Origin of the sequence: Paracoccus sp. C2R09 (assembly GCF_018860625.1) — a bacterium.
Classification (GTDB): Bacteria; Pseudomonadota; Alphaproteobacteria; order Rhodobacterales; family Rhodobacteraceae; genus Paracoccus.
Genome location: NZ_JAHKQB010000017.1, coordinates 120,024 through 146,357 on the forward strand (window position 1 = coordinate 120,024; position 26,334 = coordinate 146,357).

Here is a 26,334-nt window from a genome sequence, read left to right on the forward strand (position 1 = left end):
GATGCCGATAGTCGAGGGTTTCTCGTTCGATCTGACGGTCATTTGGGCCTTCGTGATCGCCTTTGCCGTGCTGGTCTATGTGGTGCTGGACGGCTTCGACCTGGGGCTTGGCATGCTGTTCGCCGCCGAGCCCGAATCCGAGGATCGCGACGTCATGATGAATTCGGTCGCGCCGGTCTGGGACGGAAACGAGACCTGGCTGGTGCTGGGCGGCGGCGGTCTTTTCGCGGCGTTCCCGCTGGCCTATTCGCTGATCCTGCCCGCGCTCTATGCGCCGATCATCGCGATGCTTCTGGCGCTGATCTTTCGCGGTGTCGCGTTCGAGTTCCGCTGGCGGACGAAGCGCTGGCGCGGGGTCTGGGACCTGGCCTTCATCGGCGGGTCGGGCATGGCCGCCTTCGCGCAGGGCGTCACCCTGGGCGGGCTGCTGCAGGGCATCACCATCGACAAGGCCGCGCGGTCCTATGCCGGGGGCTGGTGGGACTGGCTGACGCCCTTCTCGGTCATGGTGGGGCTGGCCGTCATGGCGGGCTACATGCTGCTGGGCGCGACCTGGCTGGTGATGAAGACCGAGGGCCGCCTGCGCGACCGGATGCGGGCGCGGGCCTGGGTGCTGGGGCTGGCCACGGTGCTGTTCATCGGGGCGGTCAGCCTGTGGACGCCCTTCCTGCAGGACGGGTATTATTCGCGCTGGTTCACCGGCTGGGCGCGCGGTCTGGCACTGGGCGTCGCGGTGGCGGTCCTGGTCCTGGCCCTCGGGATGTTCCGCACGCTGCGCGTCAGGCACCACGATTACTGGCCCTTCGTCTTCGCCCTGGGGATGTTCGTTCTGGGCTTTGCGGGGCTGGGCTTCAGCATGTTCCCCTATATCGTCCCGACCGAAGTCACCATCTGGGAGGCAGCAGCCCCGCGCAACAGCCAGATGTTCATGCTGGTCGGCGCGGCGGTGCTGGTGCCGATCATCCTGATCTATACCGCGCTGTCCTACTGGGTGTTCCGCGGCAAGGTCGATCCCGATGCGGGGTATCACTGATGCGCAGGCTGGCATGGTTCGTTGGGCTGTGGGCGGCAAGCGTGGCGACCGTGGGCATGGTCGCCTGGATCATCCGCCTGTGGATCGCGTGACGCCGCAGCCCTCGGCCTGCCACAGGCGGATCGGCTGACCCCCCTCGGGCAGCTCGTGGCATTGCCCGTCCGAACACAGCCGCCAGCCGCCGCCGGTGGCCCCCGATGCCCCCAGCAGCACCTGCGCCACGGGCGGGGTGGATGGTTCCCACCACCACGCGCCGTCGCGCAGCACGGCATCGGGCGGGGGCTCCATCCCCGCGCCCGACCCGATGATCCGCGCCTCGACCGGGGCAAGCCCTGCCTTGGACGCGGTCCAACGTTCCCACCAGCGGACATGTTCGACCGAATGGGTCCATTCCAGCGTGAAGCCGGGGGCGGCAAGCGACAGGACCATCGCCCCCGCGGCCACGCAGATCATGCGCGCGCGCGCAGGCGCAGCACATGCGCCGCAAGGAATGCCGCCGCCAGGGCGAAGCCGATCTCGTCGGTCATGGGCATCGCCAGGATCAGCGCCACGCCCCCCGCCATCGCCAGCGCGCGTTCCAGGATGTTGGTCCGGTCGAGGAAGAAGCCCACGACCGCGATCCCCCACAGCCCGATCCCCAGCACGGTCTTCAGCAAGATGTATCCCACCTCGACCGGATAGCCCCAGGCATCCGCGATCGCACCGCCGTCCTGCAGCATCAGCGACGGGGTATAGACGGCCATGAACGGGATGATGAACCCGGCCGCCGCAAGACGGATCGCCTGCATCGAGATCTTCAGCCCCGGTGCCTTGGCGATCGGCCCCGCCGCGAAGCAGGCCAGCGCCACAGGCGGCGTCAGATCGGCCATGATCCCGAAATAGAAGACGAACATGTGGCTGACCAGCAGCGGCACGCCCAGTTCCAGCAGCGCGGGCCCCGCCAGCGACGAGGTGATGATGTAGTTGGGGATCGTGGGAATTCCCATTCCCAGCACCAGGCAGACCAGCATCGTCAGGATCAGCGACAGGAACAGGTTGTTCTCGCCGATCGAAATGATCGCGCCGATGAAGGTCGATGCGATGCCCGTCAGGGTCAGCGTGCCGATCACGACGCCGACGATGGCGCAGGCCATGCCGACGGGCAGGGCGTTGCGCGCGCCCTGCGCCAGCGCGTCGCGCACGATGCCGATGGTGGGGCGGGTGCCCTTGAACATCGCGCAGGCCAGGATCAGCGCCGCGATGACGATGACCAGCAGGTCGATCCCGAATTTCAGGAAGGCCGCGCAGGCCACCCCGAGCGTCACCCAGAAGGCCATGCGGAACGCGGTGGGCCCGATCAGCGCGGCCAGGGGGGTCCCCAGGATCAGCACCGTCACCAGCGCCAGGCCCATCGTGCCCGCGAAGATCGGCGTGTAGCCCGCGAACAGCAGATAGACCAGCGCCGCCAGCGGCAGCACCAGCGGCCATTGCGACCGCACCGCGTGCCACGGGTTCGGCAGGCTGTCCTTGGGCAGGCCGCGCAGGTTGTCGCGCCCGGCCTGCAGCCAGACCATCCAGAAGACCACCCCGAAATACAGGACCGCCGGGATGATGGCCGCCTTGACCACCTCGGCATAGGGCACGTTCAGCGTCTCGGCCATGATGAAGGCCACGGCGCCCATGACGGGGGGCATGATCTGCCCGCCCATGGATGCCGTCGCCTCGACCCCGCCGGCGAAGGCCGCCTTGAAGCCCGATTTCTTCATCATCGGGATGGTGAACTGCCCCGAGGCCACGACATTGGCGACCCCCGACCCCGAGATGGTGCCCATCAGCGCCGATGACAGCGTGGCGACCTGCGCGGGTCCGCCCCGCACGCCGCCCACCAGGCCAAGCGCGAAATCGTTGAACAGGTTCAGCATCCCCGCCCGTTCGAGGAAGGCCGCGAAGACCACGAAGATGAAGATGTAGGCGCTGCTGACATAGATCGGGCTGCCATAGATGCCTTCGGTCCCGAAGGCGAAATGTTCCACGATCTGGTCATAGCCGTATCCGCGATGGATGAAGGGCGGCGGCAGGTGCTGTCCGAAGAAGCAATAGGCCAAGAAGATCCCCGCGATCACCGCCAGCGGCCAGCCCATCAGGCGACGCGCGCCTTCGAAGACCAGCACGACCAGGATCGTGCCCATCACCATGTCCATCTGCGTCAGGAACCCGGTGCGGCGGATCAGGTCGTTGTATTCGATCCAGTTGTAGACCCCGGTCGAGAAGCCCAGAAGCCCGAGGCCCCAGAACATCGCCTGCGTGGCGCGGTTGCGGGCCAGAAGGTTGCCGATCAGGCCGAAGCCCAGAAGCAGCAGGAAGCCCACATGCATGGCGCGGACGACCTGGCTGGGCAAGGTGCCATAGCCCGCCGCCCACAGCTGGAACAACGAGAAGACGACGGCCAGCCAGAAGGCCACGCGGCCCATGACGCCTTCGCCGAAGCCTGCGGGCAGACCTTCCGAGACTTCGGTCTCGGCATGGGGATCGAGATGGGCTGAACCGCCCGGATTTGATGCGGACATGAGGGTCTCCAAGGGGACGGATGGACCCCCGCCGCAGGGCAGGGGTCCGATGGCATCACTCGATCAGGCCGATCTCGCGGTAGTAGCGCTCGGCGCCCGGATGCAGCGGGATCGAGATGCCCTCGATCGCGCCTTCGGGGGTGATGCCCTGCGCCGCGGCATGGGCCGAACGCATCCGGTCCAGGTTCTCGAACAGCTGCTTGGTCATCTGATAGGCGGTCTCCTCGCTGACGCCGGCATGGCTGATCAGCATGTTGCCCACGGCGGCGGTCGGCACGTCCTCGTCCTGGCCATTATATGTGCCGGCGGGGATCACCGCGGGCGCGTAGGGCGCGCCGATGCTGGCCACGACATCCTCGGGGATGGCCACGAGGTTGATGTCATGGGTGGCCGACAGGTCCTTGATGAAGGCCACGCCCAGCCCCGAGGATTGCAGCGTCGCCTCCAGCTGGCGGTTCTTGATCAGCTCGGCCGATTCCGCGAAGGGCAGGTATTCGACCTTGCCCAGATCGTCATAGCTCATGCCGCCCGCCGCGAAGATCGCACGGGCGTTCAGCTCGGTTCCCGATGCGGGCGCGCCGACCGACAGGGTCTTGCCCTTCAGATCCTCGAGCGTCACGGCGCCGGTCGAGGCATCGGCCACGATCTGGATATAGTTGGGATAGATGGCGGCGATGGCGCGCAGCTCCTCCAGCGGGCGGGGGAAGCCCGCTTCCTCGTTGCCCTCCCATGCCATCTGCACGGAATCGCCCAGGGCAAAGCCCAGCTCGCCCCGGCCCTGCGCCAGAAGGTTCAGGTTCTCGACCGAGGCCTTGGTCGATTGCACCTGCGTGCGCGCGCCGTCGATCGTGTCGGCATAGATCTCGGACAGGGCGACGCCCATGGGGTAGTAGACCCCCGAGGTCCCCCCGGTCAGGACGTTGATGAATTCCTGCGATTGCGCCAGCGGCGCGGTGGCAAGCAACCCGAAGGCGGCCGCCGGGACGGCGGCGGCGATGCGTTTGAACATGTCGGTATCCTCCCATGATACTGACCCGAGGTTAGCGGAATTTCGCCAGCCGAAAAGCCTGATCCGCGATGATGGTGGAAAACACGCAGGCGGGGATTCATATCTCGTGGGTTCAACCTTGGAAGGGAACTCATGACCGTTGCGACCTCTGCCGAACGCCTGCTGCTGGACCTGGTGAACCAGGCGCGTGCCGATGCGGGGCTGGACCCCGTCACGCTGGAGATCCACCTGAATTCATCCGCCGATGCGCATAGCTCGTGGATGCTGGCGCAGGACGCGTTCACGCATACGGGGCAGAACGGCAGCAGCGCGACCGAACGGATGGTCGATGCGGGGTTCGATCTGTCAGGGTCGTGGAGCACGGCCGAGAATCTGGCCTATGTCGGGATCGACGGCGATGGAAGCCTGCAGGACGAGATCGAGGCCCTGCACGAGAACCTGATGAACAGCGACAGCCACCGCGCAAACATCCTGGACCCGGATGCGACCATGATCGGCATCGGCCTGCAGACGGGCGAATTCAACGGCCATACCGTTTTGATGGCCACGCAGGACTTCGCGACGACCGAAGGAGAGGTCGTGCGCGACGTGACCTCGGACATCAACATCGCGGATGCCGATGCGCCGGGAATGTATGTGGCCTGGATGAACCGCGACGACTGGGAAGACGCGCAGCCCGCGGCCTCGGCCGGGGTTTCGGGGGCGGCAGACGATCTGCGGCTGAACGCGAACGACAACAGCATCAGCGGGCAGGGCGGGAACGACTGGATCGCCGGATATGCGGGCGACGACTGGCTTGCGGGCAATGCGGGCAACGACTGGATCGCCGGGGGCGGGGGCTTCGACAGCATCTTCGGCGGGCAGGGCCACGACCGGCTGGCCGGGGGCGACAATGCCGACACCATCGCGGGCGGCGCGGGGGCCGATGCGCTGCATGGCGGGAACGGGCACGACCTGCTCTATGGCGGGAACTGGAACGACCGGCTGGATGGCGATGCCAATGCAGACACGCTGCACGGGCAGGCCGGGAACGACCTTCTGAAGGGCGGGCAGGGCTATGACCGGCTCTATGGCGGCAACGGGGCGGATACCCTGTCGGGCGGGACCGAGGCCGACGTGATGACGGGGGGTGCGGGGGCCGACATCTTCGTCTTCGAACAAGGTGACGGGCGGGACCGGATCACCGATTTCGGCAATGGCTATGACCGGCTCTATGTTGACGAGGCGCTGGTGGGCGACGACATCGCGGCCTTCGTGGCCGACAACATCACCGATACGGGCGACGGCGTGCGGATCGCCTTCGGGGGCGGGGACGTGCTTACCCTGGATGGCGCGGGACTGACGGTCGCGGATGTGGCCGACGACATCTTCCTGATCTGACCCGCCTCAACCGCCGATGGACCCGCCCAGATACTCGCGCAGTGCGGGGGGCGGGTCGCGCAGCAGATCGCCGGTCGCCTGCGGGGGCTGGCAATGGCCGTCCTGCACGACGATGGTCTGACGGGCGAATTCCAACGCATCGCGGGGGTCGTGCGTGACCATCAGCATCAGCGCCCCGGTGTCGCGCCCGATGCGGTCCAGCAGCTCCATCATCTCGGATTTGAGCGCGGGACCGAGGGCCGCGAAGGGTTCGTCCAGCAGCAGGATGGGCCGCGCGCGCAGCAGCACGCGGGCCAGCGCGACGCGGCTCTGCTGGCCGCCCGACAGGTTGGCGGGCAGCCTGTCGCCGAAGCCGCCCAGCCCGACATCCGCGATGGCCTGCGCCACGCGGTCGCGCTGATCGGGCGACAGGCGCAGATCGGGGCGCAGGCCCAGCCCGACATTGCGGGTCACGTCCAGATGCGGGAACAGGTTCTGATCCTGGAACAGCACCGAAACCGGGCGCTTGCCGGGCGCGATGCCGGTCAGGTCCCGCCCCTGCCAGGCGATGCGGCCCGCATCGGGCGCCAGGAACCCCGCGATCAGCGACAGAAGCGTGGTCTTGCCCGCGCCGGAGGGTCCGATCACGGCGATGCGCCCGCCGGGCTGCAGGTCCAGGTCGGCGGTGAATTCCCAGCCCTCGCGGCGCAGGACGATGTCGCGGCATTCAAGCAAGGCGGCCTCCTCGGTCGAAGATCCAGAACAACGCGAAGCTGATCGCCATCAGCAGGACGGCGGCGGCGCTGGCATCCGCCATCCGGTAGCTGGTCATCAGCTGATAGAGTTTCAGCGGCAGCGTCGGCTGGTCGGTGGAAAACAGCGCGATCACCCCCAGATCGCCCATCGCCAAGGCCGCCGCAAGGCCGCCCGCGAAACCGATGGGCCGTGCCAGCCGCGGCAGCACCAGCAGGCGCAGACGCGCGATGCCGGTCATGTCCAGCGACGCGGCCAGCCGCCCGTAATCCTGCTGCATGGTCCGCGCGGCGGGGATCAGCGCCCGCAGCCCGAAGGGCAGGGCCATCATCGCGTTCACCCCGACCGTCACCGGCAGGGCCAGCGCCTGCGCGCCTGCTACGTCGCGCAGCAGGATGAACAGCCCCGTGCCCAGAACCAGGGGCGAGGCGACCAGCGGCAGCATCCCCGCCCCCTCGATCCACCCCGAGGGGCGCCGCGACAGGTGCAGCGCCAGGATCAGCGTGACGGTCAGCGTCAGCAACGCCGAGATGACGGCCATCACCACCGACCGGATCGCGGCGGTCCAGACCTCGGGGGGCAGGTCGGGGATGGCGGGCAGGCCGCGCAGGGTGACCGCCCCGATGGGCCACAGCAGAAAGGCCGAAGCCAGCGCGATGGCCAGCGCGTCGGTGCCGCGCCGCCAGCCCGCAGGTCCCTGCCATGTCACGCGGTCGTCGCGCCCCGCGCCGAAGCTGGCGGGCACCGCGATCCAGCGCGTGGCGATCAGCGCGCCCACGCAGATCGCGATCTGGATCAGCCCCAGAAGCGCGGCCTTGGACAGGTCGAAATCGAAGCGGAACGCCTGGTATATCGCCAGCTCGACCGTGGTGGCGCGCGGTCCCCCGCCAAGCGCCAGCGCGACCGTGAAGCTGGTCAGGCAGACCAGGAACACGGCCAGCCACGCCCCCGGCAGCACCGCCCGCAGCATGGGCCGTTCAAGGTGACGCGCCACGTCGCGGGGCGCGAAGCCCAGGCTCTCGGCCAGGCGGAAACGCTCGGACGGGATGGCCTGCCAGCCCTGCAGGACCAGTCGCACGGACAGTGGCAGGTTGAAGAACACATGCGCCAGGATCACGCCCTGCCAGCCATAGACGCTGATCTCGGGCAGGGACAGCGCGCGCAGGGCGTCGTTGATAGCACCCTGCCGCCCGAACACGGCGACAAGGCCCATGATCGCCACGATCACCGGCAGGATGAAGGGCGCGCCCAGCAGCGTGACCAGCAGCCCGCGACCCCAGAACCGCCGCCGCGCCAGCGCGCGCGCCACCGGCACCGCCAGCAGGGCCGAGATGGTGGCCGACAGCGCCGCCTGCCAGATGGTGAAGCGCACCGCCCGCCAATCCCAGGACGACAGGCCCGACAGCCCCTCGGCCTGCCATGCGACGGCGGCCAGGGTCCCCAGGATCAGCAGGGCCAGCCCCGCCGCGATGGCGGGGCCCGCGCTTACCCGGAGAATGCGCGCAGCCATTCGTCCAGCGCGGGTTCGCGCATCTCCTCGGCCTTGTCCTCGGGCTGGAAGAAGGTCTTGTCGGGGCGCGGCAGGTCGCGCATGACCTGCGGCCAGTCGTCCTGCGGCAGCTTGGCGGGCAGCGACCAGTTGGCCAGCGGGATCGCCCTCTGGAAGTCGGGCGTCAGGATCCAGTCCATGAATTCCTGCGCCAGTTCGGGCTGATCGGTCGATGCGACCTGCGCCGCCAGTTCGGCCATCAGGTAATGACCTTCGGGGAATATCGCGGCCTTCTTGGTCAGGTCGTCCTCGGCCTCGATGTGATAGGCGGGCGAGGTAGTGTAGGACAGGACCATGTCCACCTCTCCCTCGGTGAACAGGCCATAGCTTTCGGACCAGCCGCGCGTCACGGTCAGCACCTTGGGGGCCAGCTTCTCCCATGCCTCGGGGGCACCGTCGCCATAGACCGATTTCACCCACAAAAGCAGCGCCAGCCCCGAGATCGAGCTGCGCGGGTCCTGAATCGCGATCTTCAGATCGTCGGGCGCGTCCAGCAGTTCCTCGAAGCTGGCGGGCGGGTTTTCCAGCCGCGTTTCGTCATAGATGAAGGCGGTTTCCCCCCAGTTGTAGGGCAGGAACACCTCGTCGGTCCATTCGACCGGCAGCGACAGGTCGGACGTGTCCTGACCATGCGGCGCGAACAGGCCCGACGCGCGGGCGCGGGCGGTCACGTCGGTGTTCAGGCCGAAGACGATGTCGGCCTCGGTTCCCTCGCCCTCCAGCAAGATGCGGGGCAGGATGTCGCCGGTCACGAATTGCAGGTCGCATTCGCAGAAGGCCTCGAAGCCCTCCTCGATCCTGGGGCCGGGGCCCCATTCGCTGGCGATGTAATCGCCGGCATAGACGGTCAGGACGGGCTTGTCCTGCGCGATGGCGGGTCCGGCGGCCAGCAGCACGCTCAGGATCAGGGGGGTTCTCATGGCTCTCCTCCTTTGGACGGGTTCACGAAAGGAAAGAGGTGCGGCACCTTCCCTCCGCCGGTCTTAGCCGGATCAGGTTCTGCGGGTCCGCGTCGCGCGTCTCAGCCCATCTGCAGGGCACCCCGAGGTCGGACCGAATGTAGTGGTTTCGCAGGGCTGCGCAAGCGGCTAGAAACGGGCGCGACAAGGCGCAAGGACCCGACATGAGCGATCAGCCCACCCCGATGATGGCGCAGTACCTGGCGATCCGCGAGGCGAACCCGGGTGCGCTGCTGTTCTATCGCATGGGCGACTTCTACGAGATGTTCTTCGAGGACGCCGTCGCCGCCGCCGCCGCGCTGGACATCGCGCTGACGAAACGCGGCACGCATCTGGGCGAACCGATCCCGATGTGCGGCGTGCCGGTCCATGCAGCCGAAAGCTATCTTCTGACGCTGATCCGCAAGGGGTTCCGCGTGGCCATCGCCGAACAGATGGAGGACCCCGCCGAGGCCAAGAAGCGCGGCAGCAAGTCGGTCGTGGCCCGCGACGTGGTGCGGCTGGTCACGCCAGGCACCCTGACCGAGGAAACGCTGCTGGAGGCCCGGCGCCACAACTTCCTTGCCGCCTTTGCGCAGGTCCGGGACGAAGGCGCGCTGGCCTGGGTCGACATCTCGACCGGGTCGTTCCAGGTCATGGAATGCCCGCTGCCGCGCCTTGCGCCCGAACTGGCACGCCTGTCCCCGCGCGAGGTGCTGGCCGCCGAAGGCGCGGGACTGGACGACCTGATCGAGGATGCGGGCGCGGCGCTGACCGACCTGCCCGCATCCTGTTTCGACAGCGCAGCCGGGTCGCGGCGGCTGGCCGCGCTCTATGGGGTGGAGACGCTGGACGGGTTCGGCAGCTTCTCGCGGTCCGAGCTGGCGGCGATGGGCGCCATCGTTGAATACCTGGACCTGACGCAGAAGGGCCGCCTGCCGCTGATGCGCCCGCCCATGCGCGAACGCGCGGGCGGCGCGGTGCAGATCGACGCCTCGACGCGGCGCAACCTGGAACTGACGCAGGCCCTGTCCGGCGGGCGCGAAGGGTCGCTGCTGGCGGCCATCGACCGGACCGTGACGGCGGGCGGCGCGCGGCTGCTGGAACGCCGCGTCAGTGCCCCTTCGCGCGATCTGGCGGTGATCCATGCGCGCCACGATGCGGTGGAATCGCTGGCGGAGGACGCGCGTCTGACGGCGGATCTGCGCAGCGCCCTGTCGCGCGCGCCCGACATGGACCGCGCCCTGTCGCGGCTGGCGCTGGAACGCGGCGGGCCGCGCGACCTGGCCGCGATCCGCGCGGGCCTGACGCAGGCCGCGGCCATCGCGGACCGCCTGCCGGACGATGCGCCGCCGCTGCTGCTGGATGCCGCGGCCGACCTGCGCGGCCATGACGATCTGATCGACCTGCTGGACCAGGCGCTGGTGGCCGAGCCGCCGCTTCTGGCCCGCGATGGCGGCTTCGTCGCGACCGGCCACGATGCCGACCTGGACGAAACCCGCCGCCTGCGCGACGAGGGGCGCGGCGTCATCGCGGGGATGCAGGCCGATTACGCCGCGCTGGCGGGCATCGGCAGCCTGAAGATCAAGCACAACAACGTGCTGGGATATTTCATCGAGACGACGACCACCCATGCCGACCGGATGCGGACGCCGCCCCTGTCGGAAACCTTCATCCACCGCCAGACGACCGCGAACCAGATCCGCTTCACCACGGTCGAGCTGTCGGAGCTGGAGACCCGCATCCTGAACGCCCGCGACCGCGCGCTGGAGATCGAGCGCGGCATCTTCGACATGCTGCGCAGGGCCGTGCTGGATGCCGCCCCCCGGATCGGGCAGGCCGCCCGCGCCCTGGCCGAGATCGACCTGGCCGCAGCCTTTGCCGACATCGCCACGGGCGAGGGCTGGGTCCGCCCGCGCGTGGACGAAAGCCGTGCCTTCGTCATCGAAGGGGGCCGCCACCCGGTCGTGGAACGCGCGCTGAAGCGCAGATCCGAAAGCTTCGTCGCCAATGATTGCGACCTGACCACAGGCGGCACGCCCGCGATCTGGCTGCTGACCGGCCCGAACATGGCGGGCAAATCGACATTCCTGCGCCAGAACGCCCTGATCGCGGTCCTTGCGCAGGCCGGGGCCTTCGTGCCCGCGCGGTCCGCCCATATCGGCATGGTCAGCCAGCTGTTCAGCCGCGTGGGCGCCGCCGACGACCTGGCGCGGGGCCGGTCGACCTTCATGGTCGAGATGGTGGAAACCGCCGCCATCCTGAACCAGGCCGATGACCGCGCGCTGGTGATCCTGGACGAGATCGGTCGCGGCACCGCGACCTGGGACGGGCTGTCCATCGCCTGGGCCGTGATGGAGCATCTGCACGCCGCCAACCGCTGCCGCGCGCTGTTCGCGACCCATTACCACGAGATGACGGCCCTCAGCGCCAAGCTGGACGGGGTCGAGAACGCCACCGTCACCGTCCGCGAATGGGAGGGAGAGGTGATCTTCCTGCACGAGGTGCGCAAGGGGGCCGCCGATCGCAGCTATGGCGTGCAGGTCGCGCGGCTGGCGGGGCTGCCTGCCAGCGTCGTCGAACGCGCGCGCCACGTGCTGGACACGCTGGAGACCGGCGCCCGCGAAGGCGGCGCCCGCCCCGCCGCCCTGATCGACGAGCTGCCGCTGTTCCGCGCCGCGCCCCCGCCACCCCCCGCGCCGCGCGTCTCGGCACTGGACGGACGCCTGAAGAAGGTGCATCCCGACAGCCTGTCCCCGCGCGAGGCGCTGGACCTGATCTATGAACTCAAGGCCCTGACCGAGGAGACCGCCCCGTGAGCATCAATACCTTCGGCCGTGAATTCCGCTTCACCACCTGGGGCGAAAGCCACGGGCCCGCACTGGGCGCGACCGTGGACGGCGTGCCGCCGGGCGTCCCCCTGGACGAGGGCTTCATCCAGACCTTCATGGATCGCCGCCGCCCCGGCACCAGCAAGCACACCACGCAGCGCCGCGAGGCCGACCAGGTGCGCATCCTGTCGGGCGTCTTCGAGGGGCTGACCACCGGCACGCCCATCCAGCTGATGATCGAGAATACCGACCAGCGGTCCAAGGATTACGGCGATATCGCGACCAGCTTCCGGCCCGGTCATGCCGACATCACCTATCACCTGAAATACGGGCATCGCGATTATCGCGGCGGGGGTCGCTCCAGCGCGCGGGAAACCGCGGCGCGGGTCGCGGCGGGGGCGGTCGCGCAGGCCGTGCTGCGCCACCTGCTGCCGGATCTGAAGATCATCGGCTACATGGTCCAGATGGGCGAGATGCGCCTGGACCCCGCGCGTTTCGATGCGGGCGCGATCGACGGCAACCCGTTCTTCCTGCCCGACGCGGAAGGTGCGCTGGCCTGGTCGGATTACCTGGACGGGATCCGCAAGGCGCAGGACAGCGTCGGCGCCGCGATCGAGGTGATGGTGCAGGGCTGCCCGCCGGGGCTGGGCGCGCCGGTCTATGCCAAGCTGGACACCGATCTGGCCGCTGCGATGATGTCGATCAACGCCGTGAAGGGCGTCGAGATCGGCGAGGGGATGGCCGCCGCCGCCCTGCGCGGCACCGACAATGCCGACGAGATCCGCATGACCGATGACGGCCCCGAATTCCTGTCGAACCATGCGGGGGGCATCCTCGGCGGGATCTCGACCGGACAGGACATCGTGGTGCGTTTCTCGATCAAGCCGACCAGCTCGATCACGACGCCGCGCCGTTCGATCAATTCGCGCGGGGAACAGATCGACCTGATCACCAAGGGCCGCCACGATCCCTGCGTGGGCATCCGCGCCGTGCCGGTGGCCGAGGCGATGGCCGCCTGCGTCATCCTCGACCACCTGCTGCTGGACCGCGCGCAGACCGGCGGTCGGCGCGGCACCATCGGCTAGGGGTTCAAAAAGGCATCGACCTCGGCGCGGGTGGGGATCGCATCGCCCGCGCCGGGCCGCGTGACCTGCAGCGCGGATGCGGCGGCCGCCAGCCGCAAGGCCGCCGGGATATCGTCGCCCTGATCCAGCGCCGCCGCGAAGAAGCCCGCGAAGGTGTCGCCCGCCCCCGTCGTGTCCACCGGCGTGACCGGGAACGAGGGCTGCGCATGGATCTGCCCGGTCCTCAGGTCGCGATATTCCGCACCCGCCGCACCCTTGGTGATCAGCAGCCCCGCGACCGGCAGATCGCCGGGTTCGGCTGCGAACAGCTGCGCGGCCTCGTGTTCGTTCATCGCAAGGATGTCTGCATGGGGCAGGATGGCACGCACGGCCCCGATGTCGAAGGGGGCGGCGGAATAGATCACGCGCGCGCCGTTCTCGCGGGCCTTGCGGGCAGCTGCGACCTGGGCGTTCGTCTCGTTCTGCAGAAGCAGAGTATCGCCGTCACCCATCGCATCCAGCGCAGAGGCGATGTCGTCTTCGGGGATGGCCCAGTTCGCGCCGGGATGGATCACGATGGCATTTTCGGCCTGGGCGTCCAGCAGGATGATCGCGTGGCCGGTGGCCTCGTCCGGCAGATGCGCCACGCTCGCGACATCGACCCCGGCATCGCACAGCCGGTCCAGCGCCCATTCGCCGCCCGTGCCCATCGCCCCCAGGTGATGCGTCGCGGACCCCGCCCGCGCGGCGGCGACCGACTGGTTCGCGCCCTTGCCGCCTAGGCCTTCGGCATAGCTGCGCGAGGCCAGCGTCTCGCCCGGCTTGGGCAGGCTGTCCAGCCTGTAGACATGGTCGATATTGATCGAACCCAGATTCCAGATGGCCATGAGATCCTCCGCTTGTCGGTATCGGTTTTGCGGATCGCGGGCGGGGCTGTCCAGCCATGAAAAAACGCGCCCTGGATGCCGGGGCGCGTCCTGTCCGTCAGGCAAGGGGCCGGATCAGCCTTTCAGCTTGTCCTTGTGCGGTGCCCAGATGCGCTTGTTGGTCAGATACAGAAGGCCCGACAGCACCATCAGGAACAGCACGGCCACAAGGCCCACCATCTTGCGGTCCATCATCTTCGGCTCGGCCGTCCACATCAGGAAGGCCGCGACATCGGTGGCCATCTGGTCGACCGTGGCCGGGGTGCCGTCCTCGTAGGTGACGCGGTCATCCGACAGGGGCGGGGCCATGCTGATCCAGCCGCCGGCAAATGCCGCGTTGCCATAGAGCAGCGTGCCCGCCTGTTCCTGCTGTTCGCCGGTATAGCCGGTCAGCACGGCGTGGATGTATTCCGGACCGCCGATACCGCGGAAGAACTGGTTCAGGCCGGTGCCGTAGGGGCCGTGGAAACCCGCGCGCGCCTTGGCCATCAGCGACAGGTCCGGACCCATGCCCTGGCCGGTGACAGCCGGGAAGTGGTCGGTCGGCAGGCGGTCGCGTTCTTCCTGCGTGTCCTCGTCGAAGATCGGCAGCAGGTTCTGCGCATAGGCGCGGACCTGATCCTCGGGCAGGCCGGGGCCGCCATCGTCCGAGAGCGTGCGGATCGGCACGAATTTCAGGCCGTGGCAGGCCGAGCAGACCTCGGTATAGATCTGCAGGCCGCGCTGAACCTGGAACTGGTCGAAGCTGCCGAACGGGCCTTCGAAGCTGTAATCGATATCCTCGATATGGCCCGCGCCGTGATCGCCGCCGCTGTCGTCCGCCCCGTGGCCTTCGCCCTGGGCTTCGTGCGATTCCTCGGCATGTGCCGCTTCTTCGCCCTCGACCTCGTCATGGGCGGCGGCTTCGGCAGTGTCCTCGGTCGCCTCGGTCTGGGCCGGGTCGGCCGCGACGTCTGCATCCTCCGGGGTGGCTTCACCCTCGGCCGCGGGGGCCTCGGCATCTTCGGGGGCTTCGGCTGCGGCTTCCTCGTTCGCGGATGCGCCGCCTTCGGCCGGGGTTGCGTCGGGCTGGGCAGCCGGTTCAGCCTCAGCCTCAGCCTCAGCCTCAGCCTCAGCCTCAGCCTCTGGTTCGGCTTCGGGTTCCGCGACTGCTTCGGCCTCGCCCTCGGGCTCGGCATCGGCGGTCGCCTCGGCTTCCGGCTCCTCCTCGGCCTCGGGGGCCGTGGGGGCCTCCTCGGCGGGGGCGGGGGCTGCGTCCGAAGTGGTCGCTTCGGTCGCCTCGACGGCATCGTTCGCCGGGGCGTCGGTGGTGGGCTGGGCGTCCTGCGCCCAGGCCATGCCGCCCGCATGGATCATCAGGGCCAGAGCGGCCGTGAGGGTCTTGGTTCTCAAGGTCATTCCGGTTCTCCTCACTCGGCCTGTGTCGCCTTGGCGCCGTAATGCGCGTTGAAGTCTTCCTCGATCGTGTCCGGCATGGGGACCGGCTTCTCGATCACGCCCAGAAGCGGCAGGATCACGAGGAAATAGGCGAACCAGTAGGCGGCACCCGCCAGAGCGATATAGGGATAGATCCCCTCGGCCGGCATGGCGCCCGCCCACATGAGGATCATGAAGTCCGCGGCCAGCATCCAGAACCACCACTTGAACTGCGGGCGATAGCGACCCGAGCGCACGCGAGAGGTGTCGAGCCAGGGGGCCAGCGCCATCACGAGGATCGCGCCGAACATCGCCAGCACGCCGAAGAACTTCGCATCGACGATGCCGAAGGACAGGAAGCTGACCAGCTGCACCAGCCAGACATCGCCGTCGAAGGCGCGCAGGATGGCGTAGAAGGGCAGGAAGTACCATTCGGGCACGATGTGGGCGGGCGTCTGCAGGGCGTTCGCCTCGACATAGTTGTCGGGGTGGCCGAGATAGTTCGGCATGAAGCCGACCACCGCGAAGAACACCAGCAGCACGACGGCCAGCGCGAACAGGTCCTTGATCACGAAATAGGGCCAGAAGGGCAGGGTGTCCTTCTCGGCCTCGGCCTTGCTGCCGCGGCGCACCTCGACCCCGGTGGGGTTGTTGTTGCCGGTGGTGTGGAAGGCCCAGATATGGACGATCACCAGCCCCGCGATGATGAAGGGCAGCAGATAATGCAGCGAGAAGAAGCGGTTCAGCGTCGCGTTGCCGACGGCGGGTCCGCCCAGAAGCCAGGTCTGGATCGTCTCGCCCACGCCGGGGATCGCGCCGAAGAGGCCGGTGATCACGGTTGCGCCCCAGAAGGACATCTGACCCCAAGGCAGCACATAGCCCATGAAGGCCGTGGCCATCATCAGCAGATAGATCAGCATGCCGATGATCCAGGTCACCTCTCGCGGGGCCTTGTAGCTGCCGTAATAGAGGTTGCGGAAGATGTGCATGTAGACCGCCACGAAGAACAGCGAGGCGCCGTTCGCGTGCAGGTATCGCAGCATGTAGCCGCCGTTCACGTTGCGCATGATATGTTCGACGCTGGCGAAGGCCAGGTCCACATGCGGCGTGTAATGCATGACCAGCACGATGCCGGTGATGATCTGCAGACCCAGGCAGAAGGTCAGCACGATGCCCCAGATCCACATCCAGTTCAGGTTCTTGGGCGTGGGGATCATCAATGTGTCGTAGAGGATGCCCGCCACCGGAAGACGGCGGTGCAGCCAGCGCTCGAAGCCCGATTTGGGCTCGTAATGGTCGTGCGGAATTCCGGCCATGAGAACCCTCCTCAGCCCAGCTGGATGGTGGTGTCGTCGATGAACGACGCCACGGGAATATGCATGTTCTGCGGCGCGGGGCCGCGACGGATGCGGCCCGCCGTGTCGTAATGGCTGCCGTGGCAGGGGCAGAACCAGCCGCCGAAATCGCCCGCGCCGTCACCGATGGGCACGCAGCCCAGATGGGTGCAGACGCCGATCTGGACCAGCCATTCGCCGGCCTCGTCCAGCGTGCGGTTCTCGTCGGTCGCGGCCTCGCCCGAGGCGATGTTGGGGTTCTGCGAATTCTGATCGACCAGCTGGTTCAGTTCGACCGCGCGGCCGGCCTCGATCTCCTCGGGGGTGCGGCGGCGGATGAAGACCGGCTTGCCAAGGAACAGCACCGTGATCTGCGATCCCGCCGAGACGCCGCTGACATCGACCTGGATCGAGGCCAGGGCCTGCACGTCGGCCGAGGGGTTCATCTGGTTCACGAGGGTCCAGGCGGCGGCACCTGCCGCCACGGTGCCTGCACCTGCGGTGGCGTAATAGAGGAAGTCCCTCCGGGTGCCTACGTGATCATCTGCGTGGGACACGGGTTATTCTCCAATTCGGGCCGAAGGGCCGGCCATACGAGGTTCCGGGCCGCGGATCGCGCAGCCTTCGCGCAGGCTTTTCTACCGATCAAATCCTTGTCAGTCCAGATGATAAGCCCGTGTGCACGCCGTCGGTGCGGCAGGACGGCCATAGCCGTCAGAGCAGACCTTCCGAACGGAAGCTGAGTTCGCGCGACTTGCCGATGATCAGGTGGTCGTGGATCGTGATGCCCATGCTGTCGGCGGCCTGCGCGATCTTCGCGGTCATCGTGATGTCCTGGTCCGAGGGCGTGGGATCGCCCGAGGGGTGGTTGTGGACCAGGATCAGCGCCGAGGCGTTCAGCTCGAGCGCGCGGCGGATGATCTCGCGCGGGTAGACGGGGACGTGATCGACCGTGCCCCGCGCCTGCTCCTCGTCGGCCACGAGGACGTTCTTGCGGTCGAGATAGAGGACGCGGAACTGCTCGACCTCGCGATGGGCCATCGCGGTGTGGCAGTAGTCCAGAAGCGCCTCCCAGCTGGACAGAAGGGGGCGGTTGATCACCTTGGCGCGGGCAAGGCGTTGGGCCGCGGCCTCGACGATCTTCAGTTCGGTGACCACGGCGGGGCCCACCCCGTTCAGCGCCGTCAGCCGCGCGGGCGGGGCCGAGAGGACGCGGTTGAAATCGCCGAAGGTCTCGATCAGGCGGCGGGCCAGCGGCTTGACGTCCTGGCGCGGAATGGCGCGGAACAGGACCAGCTCCAGCAGCTCGTAATCGGGCATGGCCTGTGCGCCGCCCTGCATGAAGCGGTCGCGCAGCCGGGCGCGGTGATCTGCAAGATAGCTGGGCGTGCCCTTCGCGGGTCTGACCCCCGCCACGTCGTCCGCGGCAGGGCTGAAAAGCGGCATGGGCATTTCGCCAAAGGCACGATTCGGGTCCATGCGTCGAACATGGACCCGTCGTGCTTAAGGAAGGGTTAACCCGCTAGCGGGTCATCCCCTCCCAGAAGGTCTTCACCTTGTCGAAGAAGCTGTCGGATTGCGGGCTGTTGTCGGCCTTCTCGGCCTCGAACTCGCGCAGCAATTCGCGCTGACGGGTGGTCAGGTTCACGGGCGTCTCGACCGACAGCTCGATCAGCATGTCGCCCAGATCGCCGCCGGCGCCGGGACCGTGCCGCAGGGGCGGCATGCCCTTGCCGCGCAGGCGCATCTGGCGGCCCGTCTGGCTTCCGGCCGGAACCTTGACCCGCGCACGACCGCCGTCGATCGTCGGCACCTCGACCTCGCCGCCCAGCGCCGCGGTCGCCATGCTGACAGGAACCTGGCAGGCCAGCATCCGTCCGTCACGGATGAAGATCGCGTGTTCGGCCACCTCGATGAAGATGTAGAGATCGCCCGTCGGACCGCCGCGCAGCCCGGCCTCGCCCTCGCCTGCAAGGCGGATGCGGGTGCCGGTCTCGACGCCTGCCGGGATGTTGACTGACAGCGTGCGGTCGCGTTCGACCCGGCCTGCACCATGGCAGGATTTGCAGGGATTCTTGACGATCTGGCCCTGTCCGCCGCAGGTGGGGCAGGTGCGCTCGATGGTGAAGAAGCCCTGCTGCGCACGGACCTTGCCCATGCCTGCACAGGTCGGACAGCCGGTCGGCTCGGTCGAGCCCTCGGCGCCGGTGCCGTCGCATTCCTCGCAGGCGACCGAGCTGCGGACCGTGATGGTCTTCTGGATGCCCTCGTAGGCTTCCTCCAGCGTCACGCTGAGATTGTAGCGCAGATCCTGTCCGCGCTGCGCGCGCGAACGCCCGCCACCGCCGCCGCGACGGCCCATCATGTCCCCGAAGAGGTCCTCGAACACGTCCGAGAATGCCGCACCGAAATCGCCCGGATGGCCGCCTGCACGTCCGCCGCCGAAACCGCCGCCGCCGCCTTCGAAGGCCGCGTGGCCGAAGCGGTCATAGGCCGATTTCTTCTGGTCGTCCTTGAGGCATTCATAGGCCTCGTTGACTTCCTTGAACCGCGATTCGGCCGTCGCATCGTCCTTGTTGCGATCCGGGTGCAGTTCCTTAGCCTTGCCGCGATAGGCCTTCTTGATTTCGTCGGCCGAGGCCCCGCGGCTGACCCCGAGCACCTCGTAATAGCAACGCTTGCTCATGTGTCGTCCTGTTCTGGTTGACCCAAAGAAGTGGGCCGGCCCGGCTGGCTGCGCGGACCGGCCCGTTTCGGGTGGCGGCCGCTATCAGCCGCGCTTCTGATCGTCTTCGCCCAGATCCTCGAAATCGGCGTCGACGATGTCGTCATCGGCCGAACGGGGCCCGTCCTCGGCATCGCCGCCCGCGGTCTCGCCTTCGGACTGCTGCGACTTGTAGATCGCCTCGCCCAGCTTCATGGACGCGTCCATGACGTTCTGGATGCCGGCGCGGATCTTGCCCGCATCTTCCGACTTCAGCGATTCCTCCAGCGCGCCGACGGCCAGCTCGATCGCCTCGATGGTCGAGCTGTCGACCTTGTCGCCATGCTCTTCCAGCGACTTGCGCGTGCTGTGGATGAGGCTCTCGGCCTGGTTGGTGGCCTCGACCAGATCGCGACGGTTCTTGTCGGCCTCGGCATTCGCCTCGGCGTCGGAAACCATGCGCTGGATCTCCTCGTCGGTCAGACCGCCCGAAGCCTGGATCGTGATCTTCTGCTCCTTGCCGGTGCCCTTGTCCTTGGCGGAAACCGACACGATGCCGTTGGCATCGATGTCGAAGGTCACCTCGATCTGGGGCATGCCGCGCGGTGCGGGCGGGATGTTCTCCAGGTTGAACTGGCCCAGCATCTTGTTGTCGGCAGCCATCTCGCGCTCACCCTGGAAGACCCGGATGGTGACGGCGTTCTGGTTGTCCTCGGCGGTCGAGAAGATCTGCGACTTCTTGGTCGGGATCGTCGTGTTGCGGTCGATCAGGCGGGTGAACACGCCACCCAGGGTCTCGATGCCCAGGGACAGCGGGGTCACGTCCAGAAGAACCACGTCCTTGACGTCGCCCTGCAGGACGCCTGCCTGGATGGCTGCGCCCAGTGCCACGACCTCGTCGGGGTTCACGCCCTTGTGGGGTTCCTTGCCGAAGAACTCGGTCACTTCGGCCACGACCTTGGGCATGCGGGTCATGCCGCCGACCAGAACGACCTCGTCGATGTCGCCCTTGGCGCAGCCGGCATCCTTCAGGGCGTCCTGAACCGGCTTCATGGTGCGCTTGATCAGGTCGGCCACGATGCTTTCCAGCTTCGCCCGGGTCAGCTTCATGACCATGTGCAGCGGCTGACCGTTCGAGCCCATGCTGATAAAGGGCTGGTTGATCTCGGTCTGGCTGCTGCTGGACAGTTCGATCTTGGCCTTCTCGGCGGCTTCCTTCAGGCGCTGAAGGGCCATCTTGTCCGAGGTCAGATCGACGCCATGCTCTTTCTTGAACTCTTCCGCGAGGTAGTTGACGATGCGCATGTCGAAGTCCTCGCCGCCGAGGAACGTGTCCCCGTTGGTCGATTTCACTTCGAACAGACCGTCGTCGATCTCGAGGATGGTGATGTCGAAGGTCCCGCCGCCGAGGTCGTAGACCGCGATCGTCTTGGTGTCCTTCTTGTCCAGACCGTAGGCCAGCGCGGCTGCGGTCGGCTCGTTGATGATGCGCAGGACTTCGAGGCCCGCGATCTTGCCCGCATCCTTGGTGGCCTGGCGCTGTGCGTCGTTGAAATAGGCGGGGACGGTGATGACGGCCTGCGTCACTTCCTCACCCAGGTAGGATTCGGCGGTTTCCTTCATCTTCTGAAGGATCATCGCGCTGACCTGAGCGGGGGAATAGTTCTCTTCGCGGACCTGGACCCATGCGTCGCCATTGCCGCCGTCGACAATGGAATAGGGAACCAGCTTCTTGTCCTTCTCGACGGCCTCGTCGCCGATGCGACGGCCGATCAGGCGCTTGACCGCGAAAACGGTATTGGTGGGGTTGGTGACAGCCTGGCGCTTGGCGGGCTGACCGACCAGACGCTCGTTTTCCGCGAAGCCCACGATCGAGGGCGTCGTGCGTGCGCCTTCGCTGTTCTCGATGACCTTCGGCTGGCTGCCATCCATGATCGCAACACAGCTGTTGGTGGTGCCGAGGTCGATGCCGATGACTTTGGACATGTTTCGTCTAACCTTTCTTGCGGCGATTTCGGGGGCTCCGGGTCCGTTTTGGCCCCCGCAGCCCGATCCCATGCTCGAAAATTCGCCCGGAACCTCCGGACGGCTTCGGGGGTGTATATAGGGATGCAATTCGGCCCCGCAAGCACTCCGATGGGGCAAAAAACGCCGATATCGGGGCGTTTTTCGCCGATATCCTCAGCGTGCGGCGCCCCAGCTGAGCGATTCGTACTTGCGGGTGGCGAAGTTGATCAGCAGCCCGACCATGAAGACGGCGATGCAGACATAGACCGGATAGATCAGGCTGGTGCGCAACGGGGTATAGTTGATGAACATGAACCCCCGCGTCTGGTCGATCAGGTGGAACAGCGGGTTCCACGAGAACCACGGAAGCAGGAATCCCGGCATGGCGTTCGCCAGGAACATCTTGCCCGAAGCCATCATGTTCACCCGCATGTAAAGCGCGCTGACCGTGGTCGCCGCGCCGGGCGCCCAGGGGCGGATGCCCAGCAGCACGAGGCCCACGGCGCATCCGCAGGCCCAGGAAAGACCGAACATCGCGAAGAGAGGGACGGGCTGATGGATCGTATAGGGCTGAAAGAAGATGTAGTAGCAGACGAGGATGACCACGAGGCTGAACACCTGCTGATAGAGGCAGGAAAGCGCCGCGCCCGCGATCAGGACGGCGGCGTTCAGCGGCTCGTGCTTGGTCAGGGCCGAGGATATCGAATGGCTGCCGGATATCGCCCCGACCGCCTTGATGTGGACGAGATACACGAAGATGCCCGACATGATGTAAAGCAGGAAATCGCCGCGCACGGGCGAAGTCTTGATCCCGATCAGCGTGAAGATCGTCAGGAATACCACGACGAAGAGCGATGCCTGGACCACCTCCATCAACAGCCCGATGATCGGATTCCGATGCGCACTGCGGATGTTGTAGACCGTCTGGTGATAGATCAGCGCAAGGGTCGCGGCGGTGGCCTCGAACATGTTCCGTGTCCGGCGCTGCTGGAACATGGTCTTCTCCTCCGCTCGGCGTCGGGCAACTGCAACACCCGGGCCCGCTTCGCAAGCGCGACGCTTGCCGTCGTCCCCTATGGGCATCATAAGTTTCCGCAACGCATCGCACAATGCGGCCTGCAGGCATGACGGGAAAGGATAATACATGCAATTCGATCGACTGACGTCCGAAATGCGCCGATTGGCCCTCCGGGCGGGCGAAAGGATCATGGAGATCTACGAGGCCGACGATTTCGAGACCCGTTCGAAATCCGACGATTCGCCCGTGACCGCCGCGGACGAGGCCGCCGACGCGCTGATCTCGGAAGGGTTGCGCGCGGCGTTTCCCGACATCCCGCTGGTGACCGAGGAGCAGGCCGAGACGCATGCCCAGACGCTGGACACCTTCCTGATCGTCGATCCGCTGGACGGCACCAAGGAGTTCATCAAGCGCCGCGGCGATTTCACCGTCAACATCGCCTATGTCGAGAAGGGCGTGCCGGTTCGGGGCGTCGTCTATGCCCCTGCCAAGGGAAGGCTGTTCTACACCACGGCGGATGGCCGCTCGGTCGAGGAGACGGGCCCCTTCGGCGATCAGCCCGGTGCGACCAGGTCCATCGGCGTCCATGCCACGCCCGACAATCGCGCGCTGATGGTCGTGGCCTCGAAATCGCATCGCGACGAGGCGACCGACGCCTATATCGCGAAATACGGCGTCAAGGACATGACCAGCGCGGGCAGCTCGCTCAAGTTCTGCCTGGTGGCCACCGGCGAGGCCGATCTCTATCCGCGGCTGGGCCGGACGATGGAATGGGACACGGCGGCAGGTGATGCGGTGCTGCGCGGTGCCGGCGGCGAGGTCGTGCGCTTCGACGACCACACCTCGCTGAGCTATGGCAAGGACGGTTTCGAGAACCCGTTCTTCATCGCCTATGCGCCGGGCGTCCTGCTGGTGAAGGCGTAAGCCATGTCGGTCGTCATCGTCATCCCCGCCCGCTTCGCCTCGACCCGCTATCCGGGCAAGCCCCTCGTGGAACTGCGCGGGGCCGATGGCCGGCCGCGCAGCCTGATCCGCCGCAGCTGGGATGCGGCCCGGCAGGCGGGCGGGGTGGACCGCGTGGTCGTCGCGACCGATGACGACCGCATCCGCGACCATGCCGAAGGGTTCGGGGCCGAGGTCGTGATGACCAGCCCCGACTGCCGCAACGGAACCGAACGCTGCGCCGAGGCCGTCGCGAACATGGGCATCCGCCCCGAGATCGTCGTGAACCTGCAGGGCGATGCGCCGCTGACCCCCGCCTGGTTCGTCGAGGATCTGGTGGCGGGCCTGCGCGCGGCCCCCGGGGCCGAGGTCGCGACCCCGGTGCTGCGTTGCACCGGCCGGATGCGCGCCGACCTGATCGCGGATCGCCATGCCGGGCGCGTGGGCGGCACCACGGCGGTCTTCGGCCATGACGGGCACGCGCTCTACTTCTCGAAGGAGGTCATTCCCTTCGCCGCGGGCGAATTCGCGGATGATGCGCCCAGCCCGGTCTTTCACCATGTGGGGGTCTATGCCTATCGCCCCGAGGCGCTGGACGCCTATGCGGGCTGGGGCGAAGGCATCCTCGAACGGCTGGAGGGGCTGGAGCAGCTGCGCTTCCTCGAGCGGGGGCGGAGCCTGTTCTGCGTCGAGGTGGAGGCGCGCGGCCGACAATTCTGGGAACTAAACAACCCCGAAGACGTTTCGCGGCTCGAGCGGATGATGCGGGAAATGGATATTGCCTGAGGCGAATGCCGAAAGGGATTGCCAATAAAATCGCGCGTGTTTGGGGCAGTTTATGAATAATTTATTAACGCTGCCGGATTTCCTTGGCGGCACCATGCCTATCAAATAATCTGCTCATTGAAAATTGTGGCCGCGCGTGCTTATTCGCGATGGCCAATTCCGGCGGATGACATTCGCCACTTGTTAAGAAAGTAGGGACGATATGGGTCGCAAGGTTACGAAAGCCATCTTTCCGGTTGCAGGTCTGGGAACCCGGTTCCTGCCGGCCACCAAGAGCATCCCGAAAGAGATCCTGTCGCTGGTGGACAAGCCGCTGATCCAATACGCGATCGACGAGGCCCGCGCGGCAGGCATCGAGGAGTTCATTTTCGTGACCTCGCGCGGCAAGGGTGCGCTCGAGGACTATTTCGACCACGCCCACGAGCTGGAATCGAGCCTGCGCAAGTCCGGCAAGGACAAGCTGCTGGAAACCCTGCGTGCCACGAACATGGATTCGGGCGCCATCGCCTATATCCGCCAGCACAAGGCCCTGGGCCTGGGCCATGCCGTCTGGTGCGCGCGTCGCCTGCTGCAGGAGGACGAGCCCTTCGCCGTCGTCCTGACCGATGACGTGATCCAGGGCGAGCCGCCCTGCCTGCAGCAGATGATCGAGGCCTACGAGGAGACCGGCGGCAGCATGGTCGCCACGATGGAGGTCCCGACCGAGAAGGTGTCCTCCTATGGGGTGCTGGACGTGGCCGAGGACATGGGCGCGATCGTCCGTGCCAAGGGCATGGTCGAGAAGCCCGCCGCCGGCACGCAGCCCTCGAACCTGGCGGTGATCGGTCGCTACATCCTTGCGCCGACCGTGATGCAGAACCTCAACAAGCTGAAGCAGGGCGCCGGTGGCGAGATCCAGCTGACCGATGCCATCGCCGACGAGATCGCGGAAGGTCGCGACGTCTTCGGCCTGCGCTTCCGTGGCCAGCGCTTCGATTGCGGCTCGAAGGCGGGCTTCCTGCAGGCGACCGTGGCCTTCGGCCTGGAGCGCGACGACCTGAAGGACGAATTCGCCGAATATCTCAGCGACGTCATGGCGATGCGCCGCGCGGCCGAGTAATTCCATGGCGGACAAGGTACTGGTGACCGGGGGTGCGGGCTATATCGGCTCGCATGCCTGCAAGGCGCTGGCGAAGGCGGGTTTCGTCCCCGTCACGCTGGACAATTTCTCGACCGGCTGGCGCGATGCGGTGAAATTCGGTCCGGTGGTCGAAGCCGACCTGATGGACCGCGCCGCGCTGGATGCGGCCTTTGCCGAACATCGGCCCGTGGCCGTCCTGCATTTCGCGGCGCTGAGCCAGGTGGGCGAGGCGATGGCCGAGCCGGGCAAGTACTGGCGCAACAATGTCGCGGGATCGCTGAACCTGATCGAGGCGACCATCGCCGCGGGCGTGAAGCATTTCGTGTTCAGTTCCACCTGCGCGACCTATGGCGACCGCGACGGCGAGGTTCTGGACGAGGATACCCCGCAGGCGCCCCTGAACGCCTATGGTGCAAGCAAGCGCGCGATCGAGGACATGCTCGTCGATTTCGAGGCCTCGCACGGGCTGCAGCATGTCATCTTCCGCTACTTCAACGTCGCGGGCGCGGACCCGGATGCCGAGGTCGGTGAATTCCACCGCCCCGAGACGCATCTGATCCCGCTGATCCTGGATGCGGTGGACGGCAAGCGCGCGGCGCTGACCATCCACGGCACGGATTATCCGACGGCGGACGGCACCTGCATCCGCGACTATGTCCATGTGATGGACCTGGTCGATGCGCATGTGAAGGGTCTCGAATGGCTGCGCGCCGACAAGGGCAGCCAGGTGTTCTGCCTTGGCACCGGCGACGGCTTCTCGGTCCGAGAGGTTGTCGATGCGACCCGCCACGTCACCAATCGCGAGGTGCCGATGGTCGATGGTCCGCGTCGTGGCGGCGATGCAGTCAAGCTGGTCTGCGGCAGCCAGCGCGCCAAGACCGATCTGGGCTGGACGCCCGACCGGTCGACGATGAAGCAGATGATCACCGACGCGTGGCGCTGGCACCAGTCGGGCAACTATCAGGCGTGAATCCTCGGCCGGGCCCTTTATGGGGGGCC

At 67.0% G+C, this 26,334-nt stretch carries 22 protein-coding genes, 1 pseudogene and 1 riboswitch; of the genes and pseudogenes, 9 read left to right on the forward strand and 14 right to left on the reverse strand.

Annotated features, from left to right (window positions below):
* Nucleotide 1: 1 nt before the first annotated feature.
* Nucleotides 2-1,033, forward strand: coding sequence for a cytochrome d ubiquinol oxidase subunit II (cydB, locus tag KO490_RS06425; protein WP_216018585.1), 1,032 nt, complete (start codon nucleotides 2-4; stop codon nucleotides 1,031-1,033).
* Complete coding sequence (locus tag KO490_RS06430; protein WP_252727047.1) at nucleotides 1,033-1,125, forward strand: DUF2474 family protein; 93 nt, start codon at nucleotides 1,033-1,035, stop codon at nucleotides 1,123-1,125. The genes cydB and KO490_RS06430 overlap by 1 nt, the downstream gene beginning before the upstream one ends.
* On the opposite strand, the gene KO490_RS06435 is transcribed toward KO490_RS06430, so the two are convergent.
* Genes KO490_RS06435 through KO490_RS06445 form a run of 3 tightly spaced genes read right to left on the reverse strand, consistent with a single transcriptional unit; the run spans nucleotide 1,103 to nucleotide 4,588 of the window.
* A complete protein-coding gene (locus tag KO490_RS06435) occupies nucleotides 1,103-1,486 on the reverse strand; it encodes a DUF1850 domain-containing protein (protein WP_216018586.1) in 384 nt (127 codons plus the stop codon). The two genes, KO490_RS06430 and KO490_RS06435, sit on opposite strands and share 23 nt — an antisense overlap.
* Nucleotides 1,483-3,579, reverse strand: a complete 2,097-nt coding sequence (locus tag KO490_RS06440) for a TRAP transporter permease (RefSeq protein ID WP_216018587.1) — start codon at nucleotides 3,577-3,579, stop codon at nucleotides 1,483-1,485. Before KO490_RS06440 ends, KO490_RS06435 begins: the two co-directional genes overlap by 4 nt.
* Nucleotides 3,580-3,634: 55 nt before the next feature.
* The gene (locus KO490_RS06445) at nucleotides 3,635-4,588 is read right to left on the reverse strand and encodes a TAXI family TRAP transporter solute-binding subunit (RefSeq protein WP_216018588.1); all 954 of its coding nucleotides are present in this window, start codon (nucleotides 4,586-4,588) and stop codon (nucleotides 3,635-3,637) included.
* Nucleotides 4,589-4,720: 132 nt separating this feature from the next.
* On the opposite strand from KO490_RS06445, the gene KO490_RS06450 reads away from it, so the two are divergent.
* Nucleotides 4,721-5,968, forward strand: coding sequence for a CAP domain-containing protein (locus tag KO490_RS06450; protein ID WP_216018589.1), 1,248 nt, complete (start codon nucleotides 4,721-4,723; stop codon nucleotides 5,966-5,968).
* Between the two features lie 6 nt (nucleotides 5,969-5,974).
* On the opposite strand, the gene KO490_RS06455 is transcribed toward KO490_RS06450, so the two are convergent.
* From KO490_RS06455 to KO490_RS06465, 3 genes are read right to left on the reverse strand one after another with little or no spacing between them, the layout of a single operon-like run.
* Nucleotides 5,975-6,682 carry an ATP-binding cassette domain-containing protein gene (locus KO490_RS06455; RefSeq protein WP_216018590.1) on the reverse strand — a complete coding sequence of 236 codons (708 nt, stop codon included), beginning with the start codon at nucleotides 6,680-6,682 and terminating at the stop codon, nucleotides 5,975-5,977.
* The gene (locus KO490_RS06460; protein ID WP_216018591.1) at nucleotides 6,675-8,210 is read right to left on the reverse strand and encodes a thiamine/thiamine pyrophosphate ABC transporter permease ThiP; all 1,536 of its coding nucleotides are present in this window, start codon (nucleotides 8,208-8,210) and stop codon (nucleotides 6,675-6,677) included. Before KO490_RS06460 ends, KO490_RS06455 begins: the two co-directional genes overlap by 8 nt.
* Nucleotides 8,186-9,169, reverse strand: a complete 984-nt coding sequence (locus tag KO490_RS06465) for a thiamine ABC transporter substrate binding subunit (protein ID WP_216018592.1) — start codon at nucleotides 9,167-9,169, stop codon at nucleotides 8,186-8,188. Before KO490_RS06465 ends, KO490_RS06460 begins: the two co-directional genes overlap by 25 nt.
* 32 nt (nucleotides 9,170-9,201) lie before the next feature.
* Nucleotides 9,202-9,304: riboswitch (TPP riboswitch) on the reverse strand.
* Nucleotides 9,305-9,372: 68 nt separating this feature from the next.
* Here KO490_RS06465 and mutS point away from each other — a divergent pair.
* Nucleotides 9,373-12,006: a DNA mismatch repair protein MutS gene (gene mutS / locus KO490_RS06470; protein ID WP_216018593.1), complete on the forward strand. Its 2,634-nt coding sequence runs from the start codon at nucleotides 9,373-9,375 to the stop codon at nucleotides 12,004-12,006.
* A complete protein-coding gene (gene aroC / locus KO490_RS06475) occupies nucleotides 12,003-13,103 on the forward strand; it encodes a chorismate synthase (protein ID WP_216018594.1) in 1,101 nt (366 codons plus the stop codon). Before mutS ends, aroC begins: the two co-directional genes overlap by 4 nt.
* Here aroC and KO490_RS06480 read toward each other — a convergent pair.
* The 8 genes and pseudogenes from KO490_RS06480 to KO490_RS06520 all read right to left on the reverse strand — a co-directional run bounded on the left by KO490_RS06480 (nucleotide 13,100) and on the right by KO490_RS06520 (nucleotide 22,465).
* Nucleotides 13,100-13,969, reverse strand: coding sequence for a ribokinase (locus KO490_RS06480; protein WP_216018595.1), 870 nt, complete (start codon nucleotides 13,967-13,969; stop codon nucleotides 13,100-13,102). The two genes, aroC and KO490_RS06480, sit on opposite strands and share 4 nt — an antisense overlap.
* Before the next feature lie 114 nt (nucleotides 13,970-14,083).
* Nucleotides 14,084-14,806, reverse strand: a pseudogene (locus KO490_RS16640) (cytochrome c1); the annotation flags it as partial.
* A gap of 611 nt (nucleotides 14,807-15,417) precedes the next feature.
* Complete coding sequence (petB, locus tag KO490_RS06495) at nucleotides 15,418-16,740, reverse strand: cytochrome b (protein WP_216018597.1); 1,323 nt, start codon at nucleotides 16,738-16,740, stop codon at nucleotides 15,418-15,420.
* An 11-nt stretch (nucleotides 16,741-16,751) separates the two neighbouring features.
* A complete protein-coding gene (petA, locus tag KO490_RS06500) occupies nucleotides 16,752-17,315 on the reverse strand; it encodes a ubiquinol-cytochrome c reductase iron-sulfur subunit (RefSeq protein ID WP_216018598.1) in 564 nt (187 codons plus the stop codon).
* A 157-nt stretch (nucleotides 17,316-17,472) separates the two neighbouring features.
* Nucleotides 17,473-18,237 carry a DNA repair protein RadC gene (gene radC / locus KO490_RS06505; protein WP_216018599.1) on the reverse strand — a complete coding sequence of 255 codons (765 nt, stop codon included), beginning with the start codon at nucleotides 18,235-18,237 and terminating at the stop codon, nucleotides 17,473-17,475.
* A gap of 43 nt (nucleotides 18,238-18,280) precedes the next feature.
* Entirely contained in the window at nucleotides 18,281-19,444 is a 1,164-nt protein-coding gene (dnaJ, locus tag KO490_RS06510; protein WP_216018600.1) for a molecular chaperone DnaJ, read from the reverse strand.
* A gap of 84 nt (nucleotides 19,445-19,528) precedes the next feature.
* The gene (dnaK, locus tag KO490_RS06515) at nucleotides 19,529-21,448 is read right to left on the reverse strand and encodes a molecular chaperone DnaK (protein WP_216018601.1); all 1,920 of its coding nucleotides are present in this window, start codon (nucleotides 21,446-21,448) and stop codon (nucleotides 19,529-19,531) included.
* 195 nt (nucleotides 21,449-21,643) lie between these two features.
* Nucleotides 21,644-22,465, reverse strand: coding sequence for an ABC transporter permease (locus KO490_RS06520; RefSeq protein WP_216018602.1), 822 nt, complete (start codon nucleotides 22,463-22,465; stop codon nucleotides 21,644-21,646).
* Nucleotides 22,466-22,613: 148 nt separating this feature from the next.
* On the opposite strand from KO490_RS06520, the gene cysQ reads away from it, so the two are divergent.
* From cysQ to galE, 4 genes are all read left to right on the forward strand, one after another.
* Nucleotides 22,614-23,411 carry a 3'(2'),5'-bisphosphate nucleotidase CysQ gene (gene cysQ / locus KO490_RS06525; protein ID WP_216018603.1) on the forward strand — a complete coding sequence of 266 codons (798 nt, stop codon included), beginning with the start codon at nucleotides 22,614-22,616 and terminating at the stop codon, nucleotides 23,409-23,411.
* Nucleotides 23,412-23,414: 3 nt separating this feature from the next.
* Nucleotides 23,415-24,215, forward strand: coding sequence for a 3-deoxy-manno-octulosonate cytidylyltransferase (locus tag KO490_RS06530; protein WP_216018604.1), 801 nt, complete (start codon nucleotides 23,415-23,417; stop codon nucleotides 24,213-24,215).
* A gap of 202 nt (nucleotides 24,216-24,417) precedes the next feature.
* The gene (locus KO490_RS06535; RefSeq protein WP_216018605.1) at nucleotides 24,418-25,314 is read left to right on the forward strand and encodes a UTP--glucose-1-phosphate uridylyltransferase; all 897 of its coding nucleotides are present in this window, start codon (nucleotides 24,418-24,420) and stop codon (nucleotides 25,312-25,314) included.
* A gap of 4 nt (nucleotides 25,315-25,318) precedes the next feature.
* The gene (gene galE / locus KO490_RS06540) at nucleotides 25,319-26,305 is read left to right on the forward strand and encodes a UDP-glucose 4-epimerase GalE (protein WP_216018606.1); all 987 of its coding nucleotides are present in this window, start codon (nucleotides 25,319-25,321) and stop codon (nucleotides 26,303-26,305) included.
* Nucleotides 26,306-26,334: the final 29 nt, after the last annotated feature.

Excerpts from the sequence above, each read along its gene's own strand:
- cydB (WP_216018585.1), top strand. The coding sequence starts at position 2 with ATGCCGATAGTCGAGGGTTTCTCGTTCGATCTGACGGTCATTTGGGCC.
- KO490_RS06430 (WP_252727047.1), top strand. The coding sequence starts at position 1,033 with ATGCGCAGGCTGGCATGGTTCGTTGGGCTGTGGGCGGCAAGCGTGGCG.
- KO490_RS06435 (WP_216018586.1), bottom strand. The coding sequence starts at position 1,486 with ATGATCTGCGTGGCCGCGGGGGCGATGGTCCTGTCGCTTGCCGCCCCC.
- KO490_RS06440 (WP_216018587.1), bottom strand. The coding sequence starts at position 3,579 with ATGTCCGCATCAAATCCGGGCGGTTCAGCCCATCTCGATCCCCATGCC.
- KO490_RS06445 (WP_216018588.1), bottom strand. The coding sequence starts at position 4,588 with ATGTTCAAACGCATCGCCGCCGCCGTCCCGGCGGCCGCCTTCGGGTTG.
- KO490_RS06450 (WP_216018589.1), top strand. The coding sequence starts at position 4,721 with ATGACCGTTGCGACCTCTGCCGAACGCCTGCTGCTGGACCTGGTGAAC.
- KO490_RS06460 (WP_216018591.1), bottom strand. The coding sequence starts at position 8,210 with ATGGCTGCGCGCATTCTCCGGGTAAGCGCGGGCCCCGCCATCGCGGCG.
- KO490_RS06465 (WP_216018592.1), bottom strand. The coding sequence starts at position 9,169 with ATGAGAACCCCCCTGATCCTGAGCGTGCTGCTGGCCGCCGGACCCGCC.
- mutS (WP_216018593.1), top strand. The coding sequence starts at position 9,373 with ATGAGCGATCAGCCCACCCCGATGATGGCGCAGTACCTGGCGATCCGC.
- KO490_RS06480 (WP_216018595.1), bottom strand. The coding sequence starts at position 13,969 with ATGGCCATCTGGAATCTGGGTTCGATCAATATCGACCATGTCTACAGG.
- petB (WP_216018597.1), bottom strand. The coding sequence starts at position 16,740 with ATGGCCGGAATTCCGCACGACCATTACGAGCCCAAATCGGGCTTCGAG.
- radC (WP_216018599.1), bottom strand. The coding sequence starts at position 18,237 with ATGGACCCGAATCGTGCCTTTGGCGAAATGCCCATGCCGCTTTTCAGC.
- dnaJ (WP_216018600.1), bottom strand. The coding sequence starts at position 19,444 with ATGAGCAAGCGTTGCTATTACGAGGTGCTCGGGGTCAGCCGCGGGGCC.
- dnaK (WP_216018601.1), bottom strand. The coding sequence starts at position 21,448 with ATGTCCAAAGTCATCGGCATCGACCTCGGCACCACCAACAGCTGTGTT.
- KO490_RS06520 (WP_216018602.1), bottom strand. The coding sequence starts at position 22,465 with ATGTTCCAGCAGCGCCGGACACGGAACATGTTCGAGGCCACCGCCGCG.
- cysQ (WP_216018603.1), top strand. The coding sequence starts at position 22,614 with ATGCAATTCGATCGACTGACGTCCGAAATGCGCCGATTGGCCCTCCGG.
- KO490_RS06530 (WP_216018604.1), top strand. The coding sequence starts at position 23,415 with ATGTCGGTCGTCATCGTCATCCCCGCCCGCTTCGCCTCGACCCGCTAT.
- KO490_RS06535 (WP_216018605.1), top strand. The coding sequence starts at position 24,418 with ATGGGTCGCAAGGTTACGAAAGCCATCTTTCCGGTTGCAGGTCTGGGA.
- galE (WP_216018606.1), top strand. The coding sequence starts at position 25,319 with ATGGCGGACAAGGTACTGGTGACCGGGGGTGCGGGCTATATCGGCTCG.